At 74.6% G+C, this 15,513-nt stretch carries 13 protein-coding genes, 1 tRNA gene and 1 other RNA gene; 10 read left to right on the top strand and 5 right to left on the bottom strand.

The window, feature by feature from the left end; translation table 11 throughout:
• Positions 1-117: 117 nt before the first annotated feature.
• Positions 118-792 carry a formylglycine-generating enzyme family protein gene (locus tag D1781_RS11470; RefSeq protein ID WP_119482409.1) on the top strand — a complete coding sequence of 225 codons (675 nt, stop codon included), beginning with the start codon at positions 118-120 and terminating at the stop codon, positions 790-792.
• 35 nt (positions 793-827) lie between these two features.
• Positions 828-1,640, top strand: a complete 813-nt coding sequence (gene panB, locus D1781_RS11475; RefSeq protein ID WP_119482410.1) for a 3-methyl-2-oxobutanoate hydroxymethyltransferase — start codon at positions 828-830, stop codon at positions 1,638-1,640.
• Positions 1,641-1,707: 67 nt separating this feature from the next.
• Here the strand turns inward: panB and D1781_RS11480 are convergent, their stop codons facing one another.
• On the bottom strand, positions 1,708-1,884 hold the full coding sequence (locus D1781_RS11480; protein WP_199706569.1) for an SPOR domain-containing protein: 177 nt from the start codon (positions 1,882-1,884) through the stop codon (positions 1,708-1,710).
• A 70-nt stretch (positions 1,885-1,954) separates the two neighbouring features.
• On the opposite strand from D1781_RS11480, the gene ppgK reads away from it, so the two are divergent.
• On the top strand, positions 1,955-2,770 hold the full coding sequence (gene ppgK, locus D1781_RS11485) for a polyphosphate--glucose phosphotransferase (protein ID WP_119482411.1): 816 nt from the start codon (positions 1,955-1,957) through the stop codon (positions 2,768-2,770).
• Positions 2,771-2,795: 25 nt separating this feature from the next.
• Positions 2,796-3,176: RNase P RNA component class A (gene rnpB, locus D1781_RS11490), an RNA gene on the top strand.
• A 207-nt stretch (positions 3,177-3,383) separates the two neighbouring features.
• Here rnpB and D1781_RS11495 read toward each other — a convergent pair.
• The 4 genes from D1781_RS11495 to D1781_RS11510 all read right to left on the bottom strand — a co-directional run bounded on the left by D1781_RS11495 (position 3,384) and on the right by D1781_RS11510 (position 7,749).
• Positions 3,384-4,022 carry a DUF1345 domain-containing protein gene (locus tag D1781_RS11495; protein WP_119482412.1) on the bottom strand — a complete coding sequence of 213 codons (639 nt, stop codon included), beginning with the start codon at positions 4,020-4,022 and terminating at the stop codon, positions 3,384-3,386.
• Positions 4,023-4,032: 10 nt separating this feature from the next.
• Positions 4,033-4,776: a zinc ribbon domain-containing protein gene (locus D1781_RS11500; RefSeq protein ID WP_119482413.1), complete on the bottom strand. Its 744-nt coding sequence runs from the start codon at positions 4,774-4,776 to the stop codon at positions 4,033-4,035.
• Positions 4,773-7,511 (bottom strand): hypothetical protein, encoded by a 2,739-nt coding sequence (locus D1781_RS11505; protein ID WP_119482414.1) that lies wholly within the window; start codon positions 7,509-7,511, stop codon positions 4,773-4,775. The genes D1781_RS11500 and D1781_RS11505 overlap by 4 nt, the downstream gene beginning before the upstream one ends.
• Positions 7,512-7,676: 165 nt before the next feature.
• Positions 7,677-7,749 (bottom strand) — tRNA-Val (locus D1781_RS11510).
• A 121-nt stretch (positions 7,750-7,870) separates the two neighbouring features.
• Here D1781_RS11510 and aceE point away from each other — a divergent pair.
• The 6 genes from aceE to D1781_RS11540 all read left to right on the top strand — a co-directional run bounded on the left by aceE (position 7,871) and on the right by D1781_RS11540 (position 15,495).
• Positions 7,871-10,597, top strand: coding sequence for a pyruvate dehydrogenase (acetyl-transferring), homodimeric type (aceE, locus tag D1781_RS11515; protein WP_119482415.1), 2,727 nt, complete (start codon positions 7,871-7,873; stop codon positions 10,595-10,597).
• A 13-nt stretch (positions 10,598-10,610) separates the two neighbouring features.
• Positions 10,611-11,885 carry a PucR family transcriptional regulator gene (locus D1781_RS11520; RefSeq protein WP_119482416.1) on the top strand — a complete coding sequence of 425 codons (1,275 nt, stop codon included), beginning with the start codon at positions 10,611-10,613 and terminating at the stop codon, positions 11,883-11,885.
• Between the two features lie 98 nt (positions 11,886-11,983).
• Complete coding sequence (locus tag D1781_RS11525) at positions 11,984-12,889, top strand: ACP S-malonyltransferase (protein WP_119483226.1); 906 nt, start codon at positions 11,984-11,986, stop codon at positions 12,887-12,889.
• Positions 12,886-13,890 (top strand): beta-ketoacyl-ACP synthase III, encoded by a 1,005-nt coding sequence (locus D1781_RS11530; RefSeq protein ID WP_119482417.1) that lies wholly within the window; start codon positions 12,886-12,888, stop codon positions 13,888-13,890. Before D1781_RS11525 ends, D1781_RS11530 begins: the two co-directional genes overlap by 4 nt.
• 85 nt (positions 13,891-13,975) lie before the next feature.
• The gene (locus D1781_RS11535) at positions 13,976-14,224 is read left to right on the top strand and encodes an acyl carrier protein (protein WP_119482418.1); all 249 of its coding nucleotides are present in this window, start codon (positions 13,976-13,978) and stop codon (positions 14,222-14,224) included.
• Between the two features lie 29 nt (positions 14,225-14,253).
• Positions 14,254-15,495, top strand: coding sequence for a beta-ketoacyl-[acyl-carrier-protein] synthase family protein (locus D1781_RS11540; protein ID WP_119482419.1), 1,242 nt, complete (start codon positions 14,254-14,256; stop codon positions 15,493-15,495).
• Positions 15,496-15,513 lie beyond the last annotated feature (18 nt).

The following is a 15,513-nucleotide window of genomic DNA, read 5'->3' on the forward strand; positions in this document are numbered from 1 at the left end:
ATGTCTCCTTCTGGACGGCGGCCCGGCCGGTGCCGACGGGGCTCCGCCTAAACTACCGACCGTGTCCGACCCCCGCAGCGCCACGGGCCGCTCGCCCGGCGCAGCGCCGGCGGGCGGGTGACCGACCTCGAGCTCGTGACCGTGCCGGGCGGCCTGCTCCGCTCCCCCGGCTCCGTCCGCCCCGTGGAGCTGGAGCCGTTCGAGCTCGCGCCGGTACCGGTCACCGAGGGCGTGCTCGCCGAGCTGCTCGGCCTGCCGGCGACGGTCCGCGACCGCCCGGCGACCGCGATCAGCTGGCTGCGCGCGATCCGCGCCTGCAACGCGGCGTCGGAGTGGGAGGGGCTCGAGCCCGCCTACCGGATGGACGGCGACGAGGTCGCCTGGGACGTCGAGTCCGACGGCTACCGGCTGCCCACGGAGGCGGAGTGGGAGCTCGCGTGCCGCGCCGGCACGACCGGGCCGACGTACGCCCCGCTCGGCGAGATCGCCTGGACCGCGGCCGACGGGCTGGCCGCGCCGCAGCCGGTCGGCCGGAAGCGGCCGAACGCGTTCGGCCTCCACGACCTGCTCGGCGGCGTCTGGGAGTGGTGCTGGGACCTCGCGGACCCGGAGGAGGACGACCGGTTCCGCGTGCTGCGCGGCGGGAGCTTCGCCGACGACCCGCGGGTCGTGCGCGCCACGGCGCGCCGTGCCGCCCCGCCGCGGCTGCAGCTCGAGGACGTCGGGTTCCGCTTCGCCCGCGGCGAGCTCGAGCCGGCGCGGGTCGTGCAGGGCGCCGCCGTCCGCGGCTGACCGGGCGCCTCGGCGGCGCGGTTACGCTCGCGGCCATGGCGGATCCTCGGGCGAAGGTACGGACGCGGCACTTCCTGGAGGCGAAGCAGCGCGGCATCCGCATCACCGGCCTCACCAGCTACGACACGAACACCGCCGCGATCTTCGACGAGGCGGGCATCGACTTCCTCCTCGTCGGCGACTCCGCCGGCAACACCGTGCTCGGCTACGACACGACGGTGCCGGTGACGACGGAGGAGCTGCTCCCCCTCGCCCGCGCCGTCGCGTCCTCCGTGCGACGCGCCTTCGTCGTCGCGGACCTGCCGTTCGGCTCCTACGAGATCGGCGCGGAGCAGGCGCTCGGCACCGCGATCCGGTTCATGAAGGAGACGGGCGCGCACGCCGTCAAGCTCGAGGGCGGCCGCCGCAGCGCGGCGCAGATCGCCCGCGTCGTGGAGGCGGGCATCCCCGTCATGGCCCACATCGGCTTCACGCCGCAGAGCGAGCACCGGCTCGGCGGCCACCGCGTGCAGGGGCGCGGCGCCGGGGCGGACGAGCTGCTCGCCGACGCGCTCGCCGTCGAGGACGCGGGCGCCTTCGCCGTCGTGCTCGAGATGGTGCCGTCGGAGGCCGCGCGCCGCGTCACCGAGGCGCTGACCATCCCCACGATCGGCGTGGGCGCCGGGCCGCACGTCGACGGGCAGCTGATGGTGTGGACCGACTTCGCCGGCCTCAGCGGCGGCCGGGTGCCGCGCTTCGTCAAGCAGTACGCGGACCTGCGCGGCGTGCTCGGCCGGGCGGTCGCCGACTTCCGCGCCGACGTGGAGTCCGGCGGCTACCCGGGCCCGGAGCACGAGTACCCCGAGTGACCGTGCAGCACATTCCGTTCTGAAGGAGTTCTCGCGCGGATCGCGCGAGAACTCCTTCAGAACGGAATCAGTAGTTCGCGTCCTCCTCGGCGATGCGCCGGCTGTTCTCCGCGATGCGGGCGGGCGCGCCCTCGGCCTCCTCGCGCGTCGCGTAGGGGCCCGCGCGGTCCGACCACGGCGACTGCGCGCCCTGCTCGACCTCGCCGGTCTTCGTGTTGAACCACCACTGCTCGTCGTCGGCCACGACGCCTCCTCTCGGGCAGCGGCGGGGCCGCCCCAGGGCCGATGCTAACGCGGGCGCTACTGTCGTCGTCGTGACGCAGGCGATCGGCATCGACATCGGCGGGACGGGCATCAAGGGCGGTCTGGTCGACCTCGAGACCGGAGAGCTGATCAGCGACCGCGTGAAGCGGCCGACCCCCGAGGGCGGCGAGCCCGACGACGTGGTGAAGGTCGTCAAGTCGATCCTCGCCGACCTCTCCGACGCGGAGGACACCGCGCCCATCGGCGTCTGCTTCCCCGCCGTGGTGCGGAACGGCCGGACCATGTCCGCGGCGAACGTGTCGAAGAAGTGGATCGGCCTCGCCGCCGAGCAGCTGTTCGAGCACTCCCTCGGGCACGACATCACGTTCGTCAACGACGCCGACGCCGCCGGCTACGCCGAGAGCGAGTACGGCGCCGCGAAGGACGTCGACGGCCTCGTCATCATGACGACCCTCGGCACCGGCATCGGCAGCGCGATCATCTACCGCAACCTGCTCGTGCCGAACGCCGAGCTCGGCCACATCGACATCGGTCCGCACCGCGACTACGAGAAGTACGCGTCCAACCTGATCCGCGAGAACAAGGAGCTCAGCTGGAAGCGCTGGGCCGAGCGGCTCCAGACCTACTACGCGACCCTCGAGAAGCTGTTCTCCCCCGACCTCTTCATCGTCGGCGGCGGCGTCAGCAAGCACAGCGACGAGTTCCTGCCCCTCCTCGAGCTCGACACCCCGATCGTCCCGGCGACCCTCCGCAACAACGCCGGCATCCTCGGCGCCGCCTCGCTCGCCGCGCACGGCTCCGGCGACCGGCCGAGCACCGGCGCCGAGCAGCTCGTCCGCGCCGCGAACGAGAACGCACCCGCCTGACCGGCCGGTAGGCTCGTCCGCGGGAACGGGCCGGCAGACGGTCGCGTCGCCGCTCCGCGAGGAGCGGCGCCGAGGAACGTCCGGGCTCCGCAGAGCAGGGCGGTGGGCAACACCCACCCGGGGAGACCCGAGAGCAAGTGCAACAGAGAGCAGACCGCCTCCGAGGACCTTCGGGGCCTCGGCGGTAAGGGTGAAACGGTGGTGTAAGAGACCACCAGGGGCCCGTGCGAGCGGGCTCGCTGGGTAAACCTCGCCCGGAGCAAGGTCGAACAGGGACCGATTCGGCTGCTCGCCGATGGTCCCGGGTGGACCGCTGGAGGGCCGTGGCAACACGTCCCCGAGACAGATGGCCGTCACCGGCGCCTCGGCGCCGGTACAGAACCCGGCGTATCGCCGGCCCGTTCTCCGCAGTGCTCATGGCTGCGCCGCCGCCTCTGCGGCGCAGCTGTGCGCTGCCGCAGCCCTGAACGGGCTGCGGGGTCGCGCCGGGTGGTGTCGTCCGTCGACCGGGGTGCGCGGGGTCAGCCGTGCCCGGCCCAGTGCTTCAGCACGGTCGGCCGCGGCTGTGTCCGATGCCGGCTGCGCTCGGCGACTCCTCCGGGCGGTGCCTTCGTCAGCCGAGGAGGGCGATCACCAGGTTGACCGTCGTCGCGATCACCACCGCGCCCAGCAGGTAGGCGATCAGGGACTGACGCAGCACCATCCGGCGGATCACGCCGTCGCTGATCGTCGTGTCCGACACCTGATACGTCATGCCGAGCGTGAACGCGACGTAGGCGAAGTCGAGGTACGCCGGCGGCTCCTGCTGGTTGAAGTCGATCCCGCCCGGCTTCCCCGAGTAGTAGGCCGCGGCGTAGCCGAGCGTGTAGACGGTGTGGATCGTCGTCCAGGAGGCGACGACGCTCAGCACCCCGAGCACGCCCGCCAGCAGGTCCTGGTGGTGGTTGCTCGCCACCATCAGCAGGGCGACGCCGACGAGGCTCGCGACCGCCGCGATGATGAGGACGAGGTGGGAGGTGCCCACCGTCGGGTCCTCCCGCGTGGCCCTGCGCCGCGTGGTCGCCGCGTCCATCGGGCCGATCGCGATCCACGTCCACGAGAGGTAGAGGACCGACCCGACCAGCCACGTCACCACCGGGCCGAACTGCCAGCCGAGCGGCACCGCGGCCAGCACGCCCGCCAGGAGCCCGAGCACGCCGGCGACGACGAGCCGGCGGCCCGCCAGCCCGTGGGGGTCGCGGGAGGCGCTCATCGGACCCGCGTCAGGCGCGGTCGACGCGGACGAGGATGCAGTTGCTCTCCGGGTCGAGAACGATCGCGTCGGCGGGCGCGGAACGGACCGCGGCGAGGTCGGCGCCCGTCAGCGCCATGTTGCTGCCCTCGGACACCGCCCCGACCAGCCGGGCCGCGCCGACGCCGTAGCGCGTCCGCTGGCGGTCGTAGAGCTCCACCAGATCGGCCGGCAGCTCGGCCACCAGCGCTGCGCGGCGCGCCTCCGCGTCCGCGCGCTGCTCGACGAGCCCGGCGAGGGCGTCGTCCCGGTCGGTGCGCAGCGCGGCGATCCGCTCGTCGACCGCTGCCAGCGCGGTCCCCACCTCGGCCGCGGCCGCCTCGACGGTCTCGACCTGCTCCATGAGCAGGAGCTCGTCGTCCTCCAGCGCCTCGCGCCGGCGGCGGAGGGACGCGATCTCCTGCTCCAGCCCGTGCGCGTCCTTCGGCGAGCTCGTGGACGCGAGGCGCTGGTGGTCGCGCGCGAGGCGCTGCTCGACCGTCGTCACGTCGGACTCGACGCGGCCGATTCGCACCCGCAGGTCCTCGAGCTCCCCGCGCCGGTCGGCGGCCGTGCGGCGGAGGGCGCTGCGCTGCCCCTCGGCGGCCGTGATGTCACCGGCCTGCTCGAGCCGACGGCGGTGCTGGGCGACACGGACGAGCTCGTCGTCGATGCGCTGCAGGTCGAGGAGCCGTGCCTGCACGGCTGGGGGCGCGGTGATGCCCGGGACGGTCATCCCTCCACCGTATCGGCGGGACCGGGGGCGGGCCGGGCGACCCCGTGCCCGGACCGGCCCGCGGCGAGGCCGGCGACCGCGCCGAGGACGAGCGCGACGAGGAGGCCGACGCCCGGGCCGCCCCGCAGCCCGGCTCCGGTCAGCCCGAGCGCCCCGAGCACCGGGCTGGTGGCACCGGGGACGAGCCCGTCGGACAGCAGCCAGCCGAGCAGGACCGCGACGCCGAGCACGGCGGCCGCGACCGCGGGCCGGCGGACGCGCGGGCCGACCGCGAGGAGGCCCGCCCAGGCCGCGACCGGGACGCCGAGGATCCCCGCCACCGCGAGCACCGCGCCCGTGGCGTCGACGCCGGAGGCGAGCACGCCGAGCGCGACGGCCAGGGCGAGCAGGCCCGCCGCGACCGCGCCGAGGCGGACCGGACGCCCCGCGCCGAGCAGGCGGGCAGCGGAGGCCCCGGCCGAGCGCAGCAGCAGGGCCGGGAGGGTGACGGAGGAGCCGAGCAGGATCACCAGCATCGGCGCCGCGAGCACGCTCGCGGAGGCGTCGGAGAGCGCGCCCGCGAAGTCGTCGACCGGGTCGCCCCCGCCCGTGAGGCGCGCGGCGATCAGCGTCGCCGCGCCGAGGAGGAGCGCGCCGCACACCGCGGCGACGACGCCGGCGACCGCGGTGGAGACCGGGTTCGCGAGGTCGGTGCGCCAGCGGGCGACGTCCGCGCCGCACAGCACGAGGACGAGCCCCACGCCGACGAGGCTCGCGACGCCACCGGCGACCGCGCCGCCGGGCGTCGCGGCGACGGCCGCGCCGCCGTTCGGCGCGAGCACCAGGGCGACGAGCACGGTGCCGATCGTGCCGAGCACCGCGGCCACGAGGGTCAGCACGGCGGTGGCGCGCAGCGGCAGGGCCGCGCAGAGCAGGGCGAGCAGCGCGACCGCGGTGCTGCCGAGCAGCGCGGCGTTCGAGGAGCCGAGCCCGAGGGCGCCGGTCCGGTCCGCCCACGCGCCGGCCACGGCGCCGGCGAGCAGCACCACGGCGGCGGCGGCGCCGATCCGGGCGACCAGCAGCACGACCGCCGCCGCCCGGCCCACGACGGGGCCGAGGACCGACGACTCCTGCATCGCGGCGTCGTCCGCGACGGACGCGGACCAGACGCCGCTGCGCACGATCGCGGGCACGGCGAGCAGCGCCCCGAGGAGGCCGACGGCCGCGGAGCCGGCGCCTCCGCCCGCTGCGGCGACCGCGAAGGCGAGCACGAGGGCGAAGGGCGAGGCGAAGGCGCCGAACCAGCGGCCGACGATCGCGGCGGCCCCGGTACCGGTCGGCGACGGCGGCACGGTCGGCAGCTGCAGGATCGCGGTGCGGACCCGTTCGATCAGGACCGGCGCGGTGCGCGGTCGCGGCTCGACCTGCGGGAGGTCGACGGCGCCCGTCGTCGCGGCGCTCACCTGCGGGTGGTCGACCGCGACCTCGTCGATGCCCTCGTCGTCGACGTCGGCGCCCGGCGAGCGGAACGCCTCGACGGGAGCGGTCGGGAGGGGCGCGGGCTCGAGCGCGGCGAACAGCGCCCCGTCCTGCGGACCCGTGACGAAGGGATCGTGCGGCCCCGTGGTGAACGCGTCGTACGGGCCCGTCGTGAACCCGTCCTGCTGCCACACGGGCGCGACCTCGTCCGTCTCCGACCAGGCGAGCGCGGTCGGCCGGGAGACCGGCGCGGTGTCGCCGGGCAGCGCGTCCGGCGGTCCGTCGGCGCGGCGGCGCCCGGACCGGCGCCGCTGCGGCGCCGCGTCCTCGGGGTCCGGCACGGGCAGCGCGTGGGCGCCCCGGTGCGTCGCGGGGTCCGCGGGCACGTCCGGTGCGGCGTCGACGGGCTCGGGCTCGGGCTCGACCCGCGGCGCGGCCGGGAGCGCGGTGCCGCCGGTCTGGACGGGGATCGCGACGGTGGGCAGGTCGGGGTCGCCGCCGGTGGGCACGACCTCGTCGTCCTGCTCCCACGGCGCTCGCGGGCGGCCGATCGCGCGGAGCGACTGCTCCCACTCCTCGTAGAGGCCGTCGGGCAGCCCGGCGGGGTCGCTGTGCCGGGGCGCGGTCGGCAGCGGGCCGGTCTGCGGCTCCGGCTCGACGACGGGCGCGGCGTGCCGCGCGTGCGGCGCCGTCGTCGGCAGGACGCCGACGGGGCCGGTGGCGTCGCTGATGATCGCGTCGAGCAGGCTCGCGGTCGCCTCGGGCAGCACCACCGGCCCGGTCGGCAGCACGCGGTCGAGCGGCTCGACCGGCGGCGCCTCGACCGCGCTGGGCGGCGGGCGGAAGCCGGAGCGGCGCTTCACGGGCAGGTCGTCGGCGGTCGGCAGCGGCGTCGGCTGCAGCACGGGCTCCGGCGGCTCGCGGCGAGCGGCGGGGCGGTCCCCGCGGCGGAAGGACTCGGGCGCCGGCTCGCCGCGCAGGTCGGGCGCCGCGCGCCGGATCGCGCGCTCGACCTCGGCCGCGCGGCGCGCGAAGGCGCTCTCCCGCGCCGCCTCGTCGGGCTCCGCCTCGGGCTGCGGCGCCGCCGTCGCGTCGATGCTCGGCACCGCCAGCGGGACGATCGGAGCCGCGTCCGCGGGCGCCGGCCGGGGCACCGTCGGGACGCTGCCCGTGGCGTAGCGCTCGAGCTCGGCGGCGAGGACCTCGGCGAGCTCGTCGTCGTCGTGGACGTCCTCACCGGCCGTCGCGGCACGCGTGTCCGACCGGTCGTCCGCCATGCCGACGATGCTAGCGACGGGTCGTCGGCCGCCCCGGTCGCCGCCCGGCGTGTGCGGGCGCGTCGTGCACCGCTCGTGCGACGCGGAGCGGCTCGTGCGACGGCGCGCGCCGTCGCAGCAGCCGCGGGGCGTCGCACGAGCGCCGTGCGGCCCGGAGGACCGCGGTGGGCCCTGCCGGGTTCGAACCGACGACATCCACGGTGTAAACGTGGCGCTCTACCAGCTGAGCTAAAGGCCCTGGCGGCGGTCAGCGTAGCGCTGCGGGTCCGCCGCGAAGGAGCGTCGCGCGAGCGGACGCTCCGCCCCCGCGGACTAGCATCGGAAGCCGCTCATCCTCGACCAGGAAGTGAGAGCGCACGGTGGCGGTCAACGATCAGAATCCCTACCTCGCAGGCACCCTCGACCGTGATCCGGCCGAGACCGCCGAGTGGGTGGAGTCCCTCGACACCCTCGTCAGCAGGCTCGGCCACGAGCGCGCCCGCGAGATCATGCTCAGCCTGCTGAGCCGGTCGCAGGAGCTGCACCTCGGCATCCCGATGGTGCCCACGACGGACTACATCAACACCATCGCGCCGGAGGACGAGCCCGCCTTCCCCGGCGACGAGGAGATCGAGCGCCGGTACCGCGCGTGGATCCGGTGGAACGCCGCGATCACGGTGCACCGCGCGCAGCGCCCCGGCATCGCGGTCGGCGGCCACATCTCCACCTACGCGTCGTCCGCGGCGCTGTACGAGGTCGGCTACAACCACTTCTTCCGCGGCCCCGACTTCCCGGGCGGCGGCGACCAGGTCTTCTTCCAGGGGCATGCGTCCCCCGGCATGTACGCCCGCGCCTTCCTCGAGGGCCGCCTCTCCGAGCAGGACCTCGACGGGTTCCGCCAGGAGAAGTCCCGCGCCCCGCACGGCCTCTCCTCCTACCCGCACCCGCGGCTCATGCCGGACTTCTGGCAGTTCCCGACGGTGTCGATGGGCATCGGCCCGATCAACGCGATCTACCAGGCGCAGGTCGGCAAGTACCTCACGAACCGCGGCCTCAAGGACGCGTCCGAGAGCCACGTGTGGGCGTTCCTCGGCGACGGCGAGATGGACGAGGTCGAGAGCCGCGGCCAGCTGCAGGTCGCGGCGAACGAGGGCCTCGACAACCTGACGTTCGTCATCAACTGCAACCTGCAGCGCCTCGACGGCCCGGTCCGCGGCAACGGCAAGATCATCCAGGAGCTCGAGAGCTTCTTCCGCGGCGCCGGCTGGAACGTCATCAAGGTCGTGTGGGGCCGCGAGTGGGACGACCTGCTCGCCCGGGACACCGAGGGCGCGCTGCTGCGCCTCATGAACAGCACGCCCGACGGCGACTTCCAGACGTTCAAGGCGGAGAGCGGCGCGTACGTCCGCGAGAACTTCTTCGGTCGCGACCCGCGCGCCCTGAAGCTCGTCGAGGACTACACCGACGACCAGATCTGGAACCTGAAGCGCGGCGGCCACGACTACCGCAAGGTCTTCGCCGCGTACCAGGCCGCCCTCGAGCACAAGGGCCAGCCGACGGTCATCCTCGCGAAGACCATCAAGGGCTACGGCCTCGGGCCGAACTTCGCGGGCCGCAACGCGACCCACCAGATGAAGAAGCTCACGCTCGACAACCTCAAGCAGTTCCGCGACGAGCTCCGCATCCCGATCACGGACGCGCAGCTCGAGGAGAACCCCTACCTGCCGCCGTACTACCACCCGGGGCAGGACGACGAGGCCGTGCAGTACCTGCAGGAGCGCCGCCGCGCCCTCGGCGGGTACGTGCCGCAGCGCCGGGTCGACCACGCGCCGGTGCCGCTGCCCGACGCGAAGGCGTACCAGGTCGTCAAGAAGGGCTCCGGCACGCAGCCGGTCGCCACGACGATGGCGTTCGTCCGCCTGCTGAAGGACCTGGTGCGCGCCAAGGACTTCGGCGCCCGCGTCGTGCCGATCATCCCCGACGAGGCCCGCACGTTCGGCATCGACGCCTTCTTCCCGACGGCGAAGATCTACAACCCGCGCGGCCAGCACTACACGTCGGTCGACCGCGAGCTGCTCCTCGCCTACAAGGAGAGCCCGCAGGGCCAGATCGTCCACGTCGGCATCAACGAGGCGGGCGCGCTCGCCGCGTTCACCGCCATCGGGACGTCGTACGCGACGCACGGCGAGCCGCTCATCCCGGTCTACGTCTTCTACTCGATGTTCGGCTTCCAGCGCACGGGCGACGCCCTGTGGGCGGCCGGCGACCAGATGACGCGCGGCTTCCTGATCGGCGCCACCGCGGGCCGCACCACGCTGACCGGCGAGGGCCTGCAGCACGCCGACGGGCACTCGCTCGTGCTCGCCGAGACGAACCCGGCCGTCGTCGCCTACGACCCGGCGTACGGGTACGAGATCGGCCACATCGTGGCCGCGGGCCTCGACCGCATGTACGGCGGCAACCACCCGGACCCGAACGTCATGTACTACCTGACGGTGTACAACGAGCCGATGCCGCAGCCGGCCGAGCCCGAGGGGCTCGACGTCGACGGCGTCGTCAAGGGCATCTACCGCCTGCACCGCTCGGAGGCGCAGGGGCCCCGGGTCCAGCTGCTCGCCTCCGGCGTCGGCGTGCCGTGGATCCTCGAGGCGCAGGAGCTGCTCGAGAAGGACTGGGGCGTCTCCGCGGACGTGTGGAGCGTCACCTCGTGGAGCGAGCTGCGCCGCGACGGCCTCCGCGCCGAGCAGGACGCGTTCCTCGAGCCGAACGCCGACCGGCGCACGCCGTTCGTGACGCAGCAGCTCGAGGGCACCGAGGGCCCGGTCCTCGCCGTCGGCGACTGGTCGCACGCCGTGCCGGACCAGATCCGCCAGTTCGTGCCGCGCACCTACATCACGCTCGGCGCCGACGACTTCGGGTTCTCGGACACCCGCGCCGCGGCGCGCCGGTTCTTCCACATCGACGGCCCGTCCGTCGTGGTGCGGGCGCTCGAGGCGCTCGCCGAGGAGGGCAAGGTCGACCCCTACGCCCCGGCGCAGGCGATCGAGCGCTACAAGCTGCACGACGTGAACGCGGGCACGAGCGGCGCGGCCGGCGGCGAGAGCTAGCCGGAACCGCGAGGTGGCGGCTCGTTCGAAGGCGGAGACGCTCGCGTGGCTCCGTCAGATCGCGGGCGAGCTCGCCACCGCGACGCTCAAGCGGCTCGAGGACACCCTCCCGTGGTACCGGGAGATGCCCCCGGGCCGCCGGAGCTCGGTGGGCCTGGTGGCGCAGGCGGGCATCCGCTCGTTCATCAGCTGGTACGACGACCCCGCGTCCACGCCGTGGATCGCGGCCGACGTGTTCGGCACCGCACCGCGCGAGCTGCTGCGCTCGGTCAGCCTGCAGCAGACGCTGCAGCTGATCCGCGCGACGGTCGAGGTCGTCGAGGAGCGGATCTCGAGCTCCACCGACCAGTCGCTGCGGGAGCCGATCCTGCTGTACTCCCGCGAGATCGCGTTCGCGGCGGCCGACGTCTACGCCCGGGCCGCGGAAGCGCGCGGGCTCTGGGACGCCCGCCTCGAGGCGCTCGTCGTCGACTCGATCCTCTCCGGGGAGGCCGACGACGCGCTGCCGAGCCGGATCGCGGCGCTCGGCTGGCACGGCCACGGCGAGGTCGCCGTGCTCGTCGGCACGACGCCGCGGCTGCTCGACGTCGACCAGCTGCGCCGCACCGCGCGGCACCTCGCCGCCGACGTGCTGATCGGGGTGCAGGGCGCGCGGCTCGTCCTCGTGATCGGCCGGTCCGAAGCGGTCACGGGTCCGGGCGTGGGCCCCAGGGCCGAGGACCCGCCGCTCGGCGGCCCGCCGGAGCAGCAGCCGCCGGCCCAGCCGCAGGCCGAGGAGGGCGGCTCGGCGCCGCAGCCGTCCTTCCTCGACATCGCCGAGAGCCTCGAGTCGGGCTTCGGCTCCGGCCCCGTGGTGCTCGGACCGACGGTGCCGGACCTCGTCGCCGCGTCCCGCAGCGCCCGCGCGGCGCTCGCGGGCTTCGCGGCGGCGCGCGCGGTGCGGAACGCCCCGCGGCCCATCGCGGCCGACGACCTGCTGCCCGAGCGCGCGCTCGCCGGCGACCCGCTCGCCCGCACCACGCTCGTGAACCGGATCCACGCCCCGCTCCGCGACCACCACAGCCCGGAGCTGCTCGCGACCCTCTGGGCCTACCTCGACAACGGGCGATCCCTCGAGGGCACGGCGCGGGAGCTCTACGTGCACCCGAACACCGTCCGGTACCGCCTGAAGCGGATCACCGAGCTGCTCGGCTGGGACCCGACGTCGCCGCGGGACGCGTTCGTGCTGCACGCGGCGCTCATCGTCGGCGCGATCAACGAGCCGGTGCAGGTGCGCCGCAAGCGCTGAACGACCCGGTCGAGTTGTAGGACCCGCACGACGATCGGCGCGATCCGTTGGCGATGCGCTCAGGATCCTGGGCCGTCGACGGGCCAGACTTGGACCTCGTGATCGTCGTCGTCGCACCCGGGCAGGGCTCTCAGACGCCCGGCTTCCTCGCTCCGTGGCTCGAGCTCGACGGCGTCCGAGAACGCCTCGACGCGTTCGGCGACGCCGCGCAGCTCGACCTCGTCTCGCTCGGCACCACCGCCGACGCGGACGCCATCCGCCGCACGGAGGTCGCGCAGCCGCTCATCGTCGCCGCCGGCCTCGTCGCCGCGGCGGCGCTCGACCGCCCCGTCACCGCGGTCGCGGGCCACTCGGTCGGCGAGGTGACCGCCGCGGTCGTGAGCGGCGTGCTCGGCGACGCGGACGGAATGCGCCTCGTCGCGACCCGCGGGCGCGCGATGGCCGAGGCCGCCGACGCCGTGCCCACGGGCATGAGCGCCGTGGTCGGCGGCGACGAGCAGGTCGTGGTGGCCCGGCTCGAGGAGCTGGGGCTCACCCCGGCGAACCGCAACGGCGGCGGCCAGATCGTCGCCGCGGGCGAGCTGCCCGCCCTCGACGCGCTCCGCACCGAGCCGCCCGCCGGCGCCCGCGTCATCCCGCTCCAGGTCGCCGGCGCGTTCCACACCCGGTACATGGCGCCGGCGGTCGAGACCCTCCGGGCGTTCGCCGGCGGGCTCTCCCCCACCGACCCGGGCGCCCGGCTCTGGACCAACCGCGACGGCTCGGAGGTCGCCTCCGGCGCCGCCTTCCTCGACCTGCTCGTGGGGCAGGTCGCCTCGCCGGTACGGTGGGACCGCTGCATGGAGTCGTTCGCGGACGCCGGGATCACCGGGCTCGTCGAGCTGGCCCCGGCCGGCACCCTCACCGGCCTCGCGAAGCGGGGCCTCAAGGGCGTGCCGACCGTCGCGGTGAAGACGCCGGCGGACCTCGCCGCGGCGCAGGCCCTGCTGGATGGAGTCGCATGACCGCCTTGAAGCAGTCCGCCGGGCACGCCGGCTCGCGGATCCTCGCCTACGGCGCGGCCCGCGGCGAGAACGTCGTCACGAACGACGACATCGTCGGGCCCATCAACTCGTCGGACGAGTGGATCCGCCAGCGCACCGGCCTCGTCGAGCGCCGCCGCGCCGGCGCGGACGTGCAGGCCGTGGACCTCGCCGAGCAGGCGGCGAAGGAGGCGATCGAGCGGGCCGGCATCCGACCCGACCAGATCGGCGCCGTGCTCGTCTCCACCATCTCGAACACCGTGCAGACGCCGTCGCTGGCGGCGCTGCTGACGGATCGCGTCGGCGCCTCCCCCGCGCCCGCCTACGACATCTCCGCCGCGTGCGCCGGGTTCACCTACGGCGTCGCCCAGGCCGACTCCTTCATCCGCTCCGGTCTCGCCGAGTACGTGCTCGTCGTCGGCGCCGAGAAGCTCTCCGACTACGCCAAGCCGACGGACCGGACGATCTCGTTCCTGCTCGGCGACGGCGCGGGCGCGGCGGTGCTCGGCCCCTCCGACGAGGCCGGCGTCTCCCCGACGGTCTGGGGCTCGGACGGCTCCAAGTGGGACGTCGTGGGCATGGACAGCACGCTCGGCGCGTACCGCGACGGCGCGGGCGAGGTCGACTGGCCGACGCTGCGGCAGGAGGGCCCCACGGTCTTCCGCTGGGCGGTCTGGGAGATGGCGAAGGTCGCGCAGCAGGCGATCGACGCGGCCGGGATCACCGCCGACGACCTGGCGGCCTTCATCCCGCACCAGGCCAACATCCGCATCATCGACGAGCTCGCGAAGCAGCTGAAGCTGCCCGAGCACGTCCTGATCGCCCGCGACATCGTCACGACCGGCAACACGTCGGCCGCCTCCATCCCGCTCGCCGCCCACGCGCTCCTCGCCGAGCACCCGGACCTGTCGGGCGGCCTCGCCCTGCAGATCGGCTTCGGCGCGGGCCTCGTGTTCGGCGCGCAGGTCGTCCGGCTCCCCTGAAGCCGCGACGCGCACCCCAATACACTGATCGCCGACCGGTTCCGCGCGCTGCGGAGCCCGTGAGACCAAGGAGAACGACCCCCACATGGCTCAGTCCACCGAAGAAGTCCTCGCCGGCCTCGCCGAGCTCATCAGCGACGAGACGGGCATCGCGACCGACACGGTCGAGATGGACAAGTCCTTCACCGACGACCTCGACATCGACTCCATCTCGATGATGACGATCGTCGTCAACGCGGAGGAGAAGTTCGACGTGAAGATCCCGGACGAAGAGGTCAAGAACCTGAAGACCGTGGGCGACGCGGTCAACTTCATCACCGCCGCCCAGTCCTGATCCCGTAGCGGAAGGCTCCACCCAGCTCCATGGCAGCTCCAGACGTCGTCGTCACCGGCATCGGCGCGTTCTCGCCCCTCGCGGCGAACGCGCAGGACACCTGGACGGCCCTGCTCGCCGGCGAGTCCGGCGCGCGGACCCTCCCCTACGCGTGGGCGGAGGAGCTGCAGCTGCCGGTGACGTTCGCCGCGACGACGAAGACGGACCCGACCGAGGTGCTGGACCGCATCGAGGCGAAGCGCCTCGACCGCGGTGCGCAGCTCGCGCTGCTCGCGGCGCGGGACGCCTGGGCCGATGCCGGCGCCCCGGACGTCGAGCCCGCGCGGCTCGGCGTCGACTGGGCGACCGGCATCGGCGGCGTCTGGACGCTGCTGTCGGCCTGGGACACGCTGAAGGAGAAGGGGCCGCGGCGCGTGCCGCCGCTCACGGTCCCCATGCTCATGCCGAACGCCGCCGCCGCGGCGATCGAGATGGAGTTCACCGCGCGCGCCGGCGCCCGCACCGTGGTGTCGGCGTGCGCGTCCAGCAACGAGGCGATCGGCAACGCCCTCGACCACCTGCGCCTCGGCTACGCCGACGTGATCATCGCCGGCGGCACGGAGGCGTGCGTGCACCCGCTGCCGCTCGCCGCGTTCGCGCAGATGCAGGCCCTGTCGAAGCGGAACGACGCCCCGGAGCTCGCTTCCCGGCCCTACGACGCGGGCCGCGACGGCTTCGTGCTCGGCGAGGGCGCGGCCGCGCTCGTGCTCGAGCGCGAGGACCACGCCCGCGCCCGCGGCGCCCGGATCTACGCCCGCCTGCTCGGCGGCGCGGTGACGAGCGACGCGCACCACATCAGCGCGCCCGACCCGAGCCCCGACGGCTCCGTGCCGCGCACCATGCGGCTCGCCCTCGAGGACGCCGGCGTCGACGTCGCGGACATCGTGCACATCAACGCCCATGCCACGAGCACCCCGGTCGGCGACATCGCCGAGTACAAGTCGATGCGGAACGTCTTCGGCGACCGCCTCGACGAGATCGTCGTGAGCGCGACCAAGTCCGCCACCGGGCACCTGCTCGGGGCGGCCGGCGCCATCGAGGCCGTGTTCACGGTCAAGGCGCTGCAGGAGCGGACCGCTCCCCCGACGATCAACCTGACGGACCCGGACCCGGAGATCCCGCTCGACGTGGCGACCTCGCCGCGGGCGCTGCCGGAGGGCGACCTCGTCGCCCTCAGCAACTCGTTCGGGTTCGGCGGCCACAACGCGGTGACGGTCTTCGCGACCGCCTGACCCGCACCGACGGCTCGA

This window comes from Amnibacterium setariae (assembly GCF_003581425.1).
In the GTDB taxonomy this organism is placed as follows: domain Bacteria; phylum Actinomycetota; class Actinomycetes; order Actinomycetales; family Microbacteriaceae; genus Amnibacterium; species Amnibacterium setariae.

Coding starts and splice junctions, on each gene's coding strand:
- D1781_RS11535 (WP_119482418.1), top strand. CDS start 13,976: ATGGCTCAGTCCACCGAAGAAGTCCTCGCCGGCCTCGCCGAGCTCATC.
- D1781_RS11495 (WP_119482412.1), bottom strand. CDS start 4,022: ATGAGCGCCTCCCGCGACCCCCACGGGCTGGCGGGCCGCCGGCTCGTC.
- D1781_RS11505 (WP_119482414.1), bottom strand. CDS start 7,511: ATGGCGGACGACCGGTCGGACACGCGTGCCGCGACGGCCGGTGAGGAC.
- D1781_RS11500 (WP_119482413.1), bottom strand. CDS start 4,776: ATGACCGTCCCGGGCATCACCGCGCCCCCAGCCGTGCAGGCACGGCTC.
- D1781_RS11530 (WP_119482417.1), top strand. CDS start 12,886: ATGACCGCCTTGAAGCAGTCCGCCGGGCACGCCGGCTCGCGGATCCTC.
- D1781_RS11540 (WP_119482419.1), top strand. CDS start 14,254: ATGGCAGCTCCAGACGTCGTCGTCACCGGCATCGGCGCGTTCTCGCCC.
- panB (WP_119482410.1), top strand. CDS start 828: ATGGCGGATCCTCGGGCGAAGGTACGGACGCGGCACTTCCTGGAGGCG.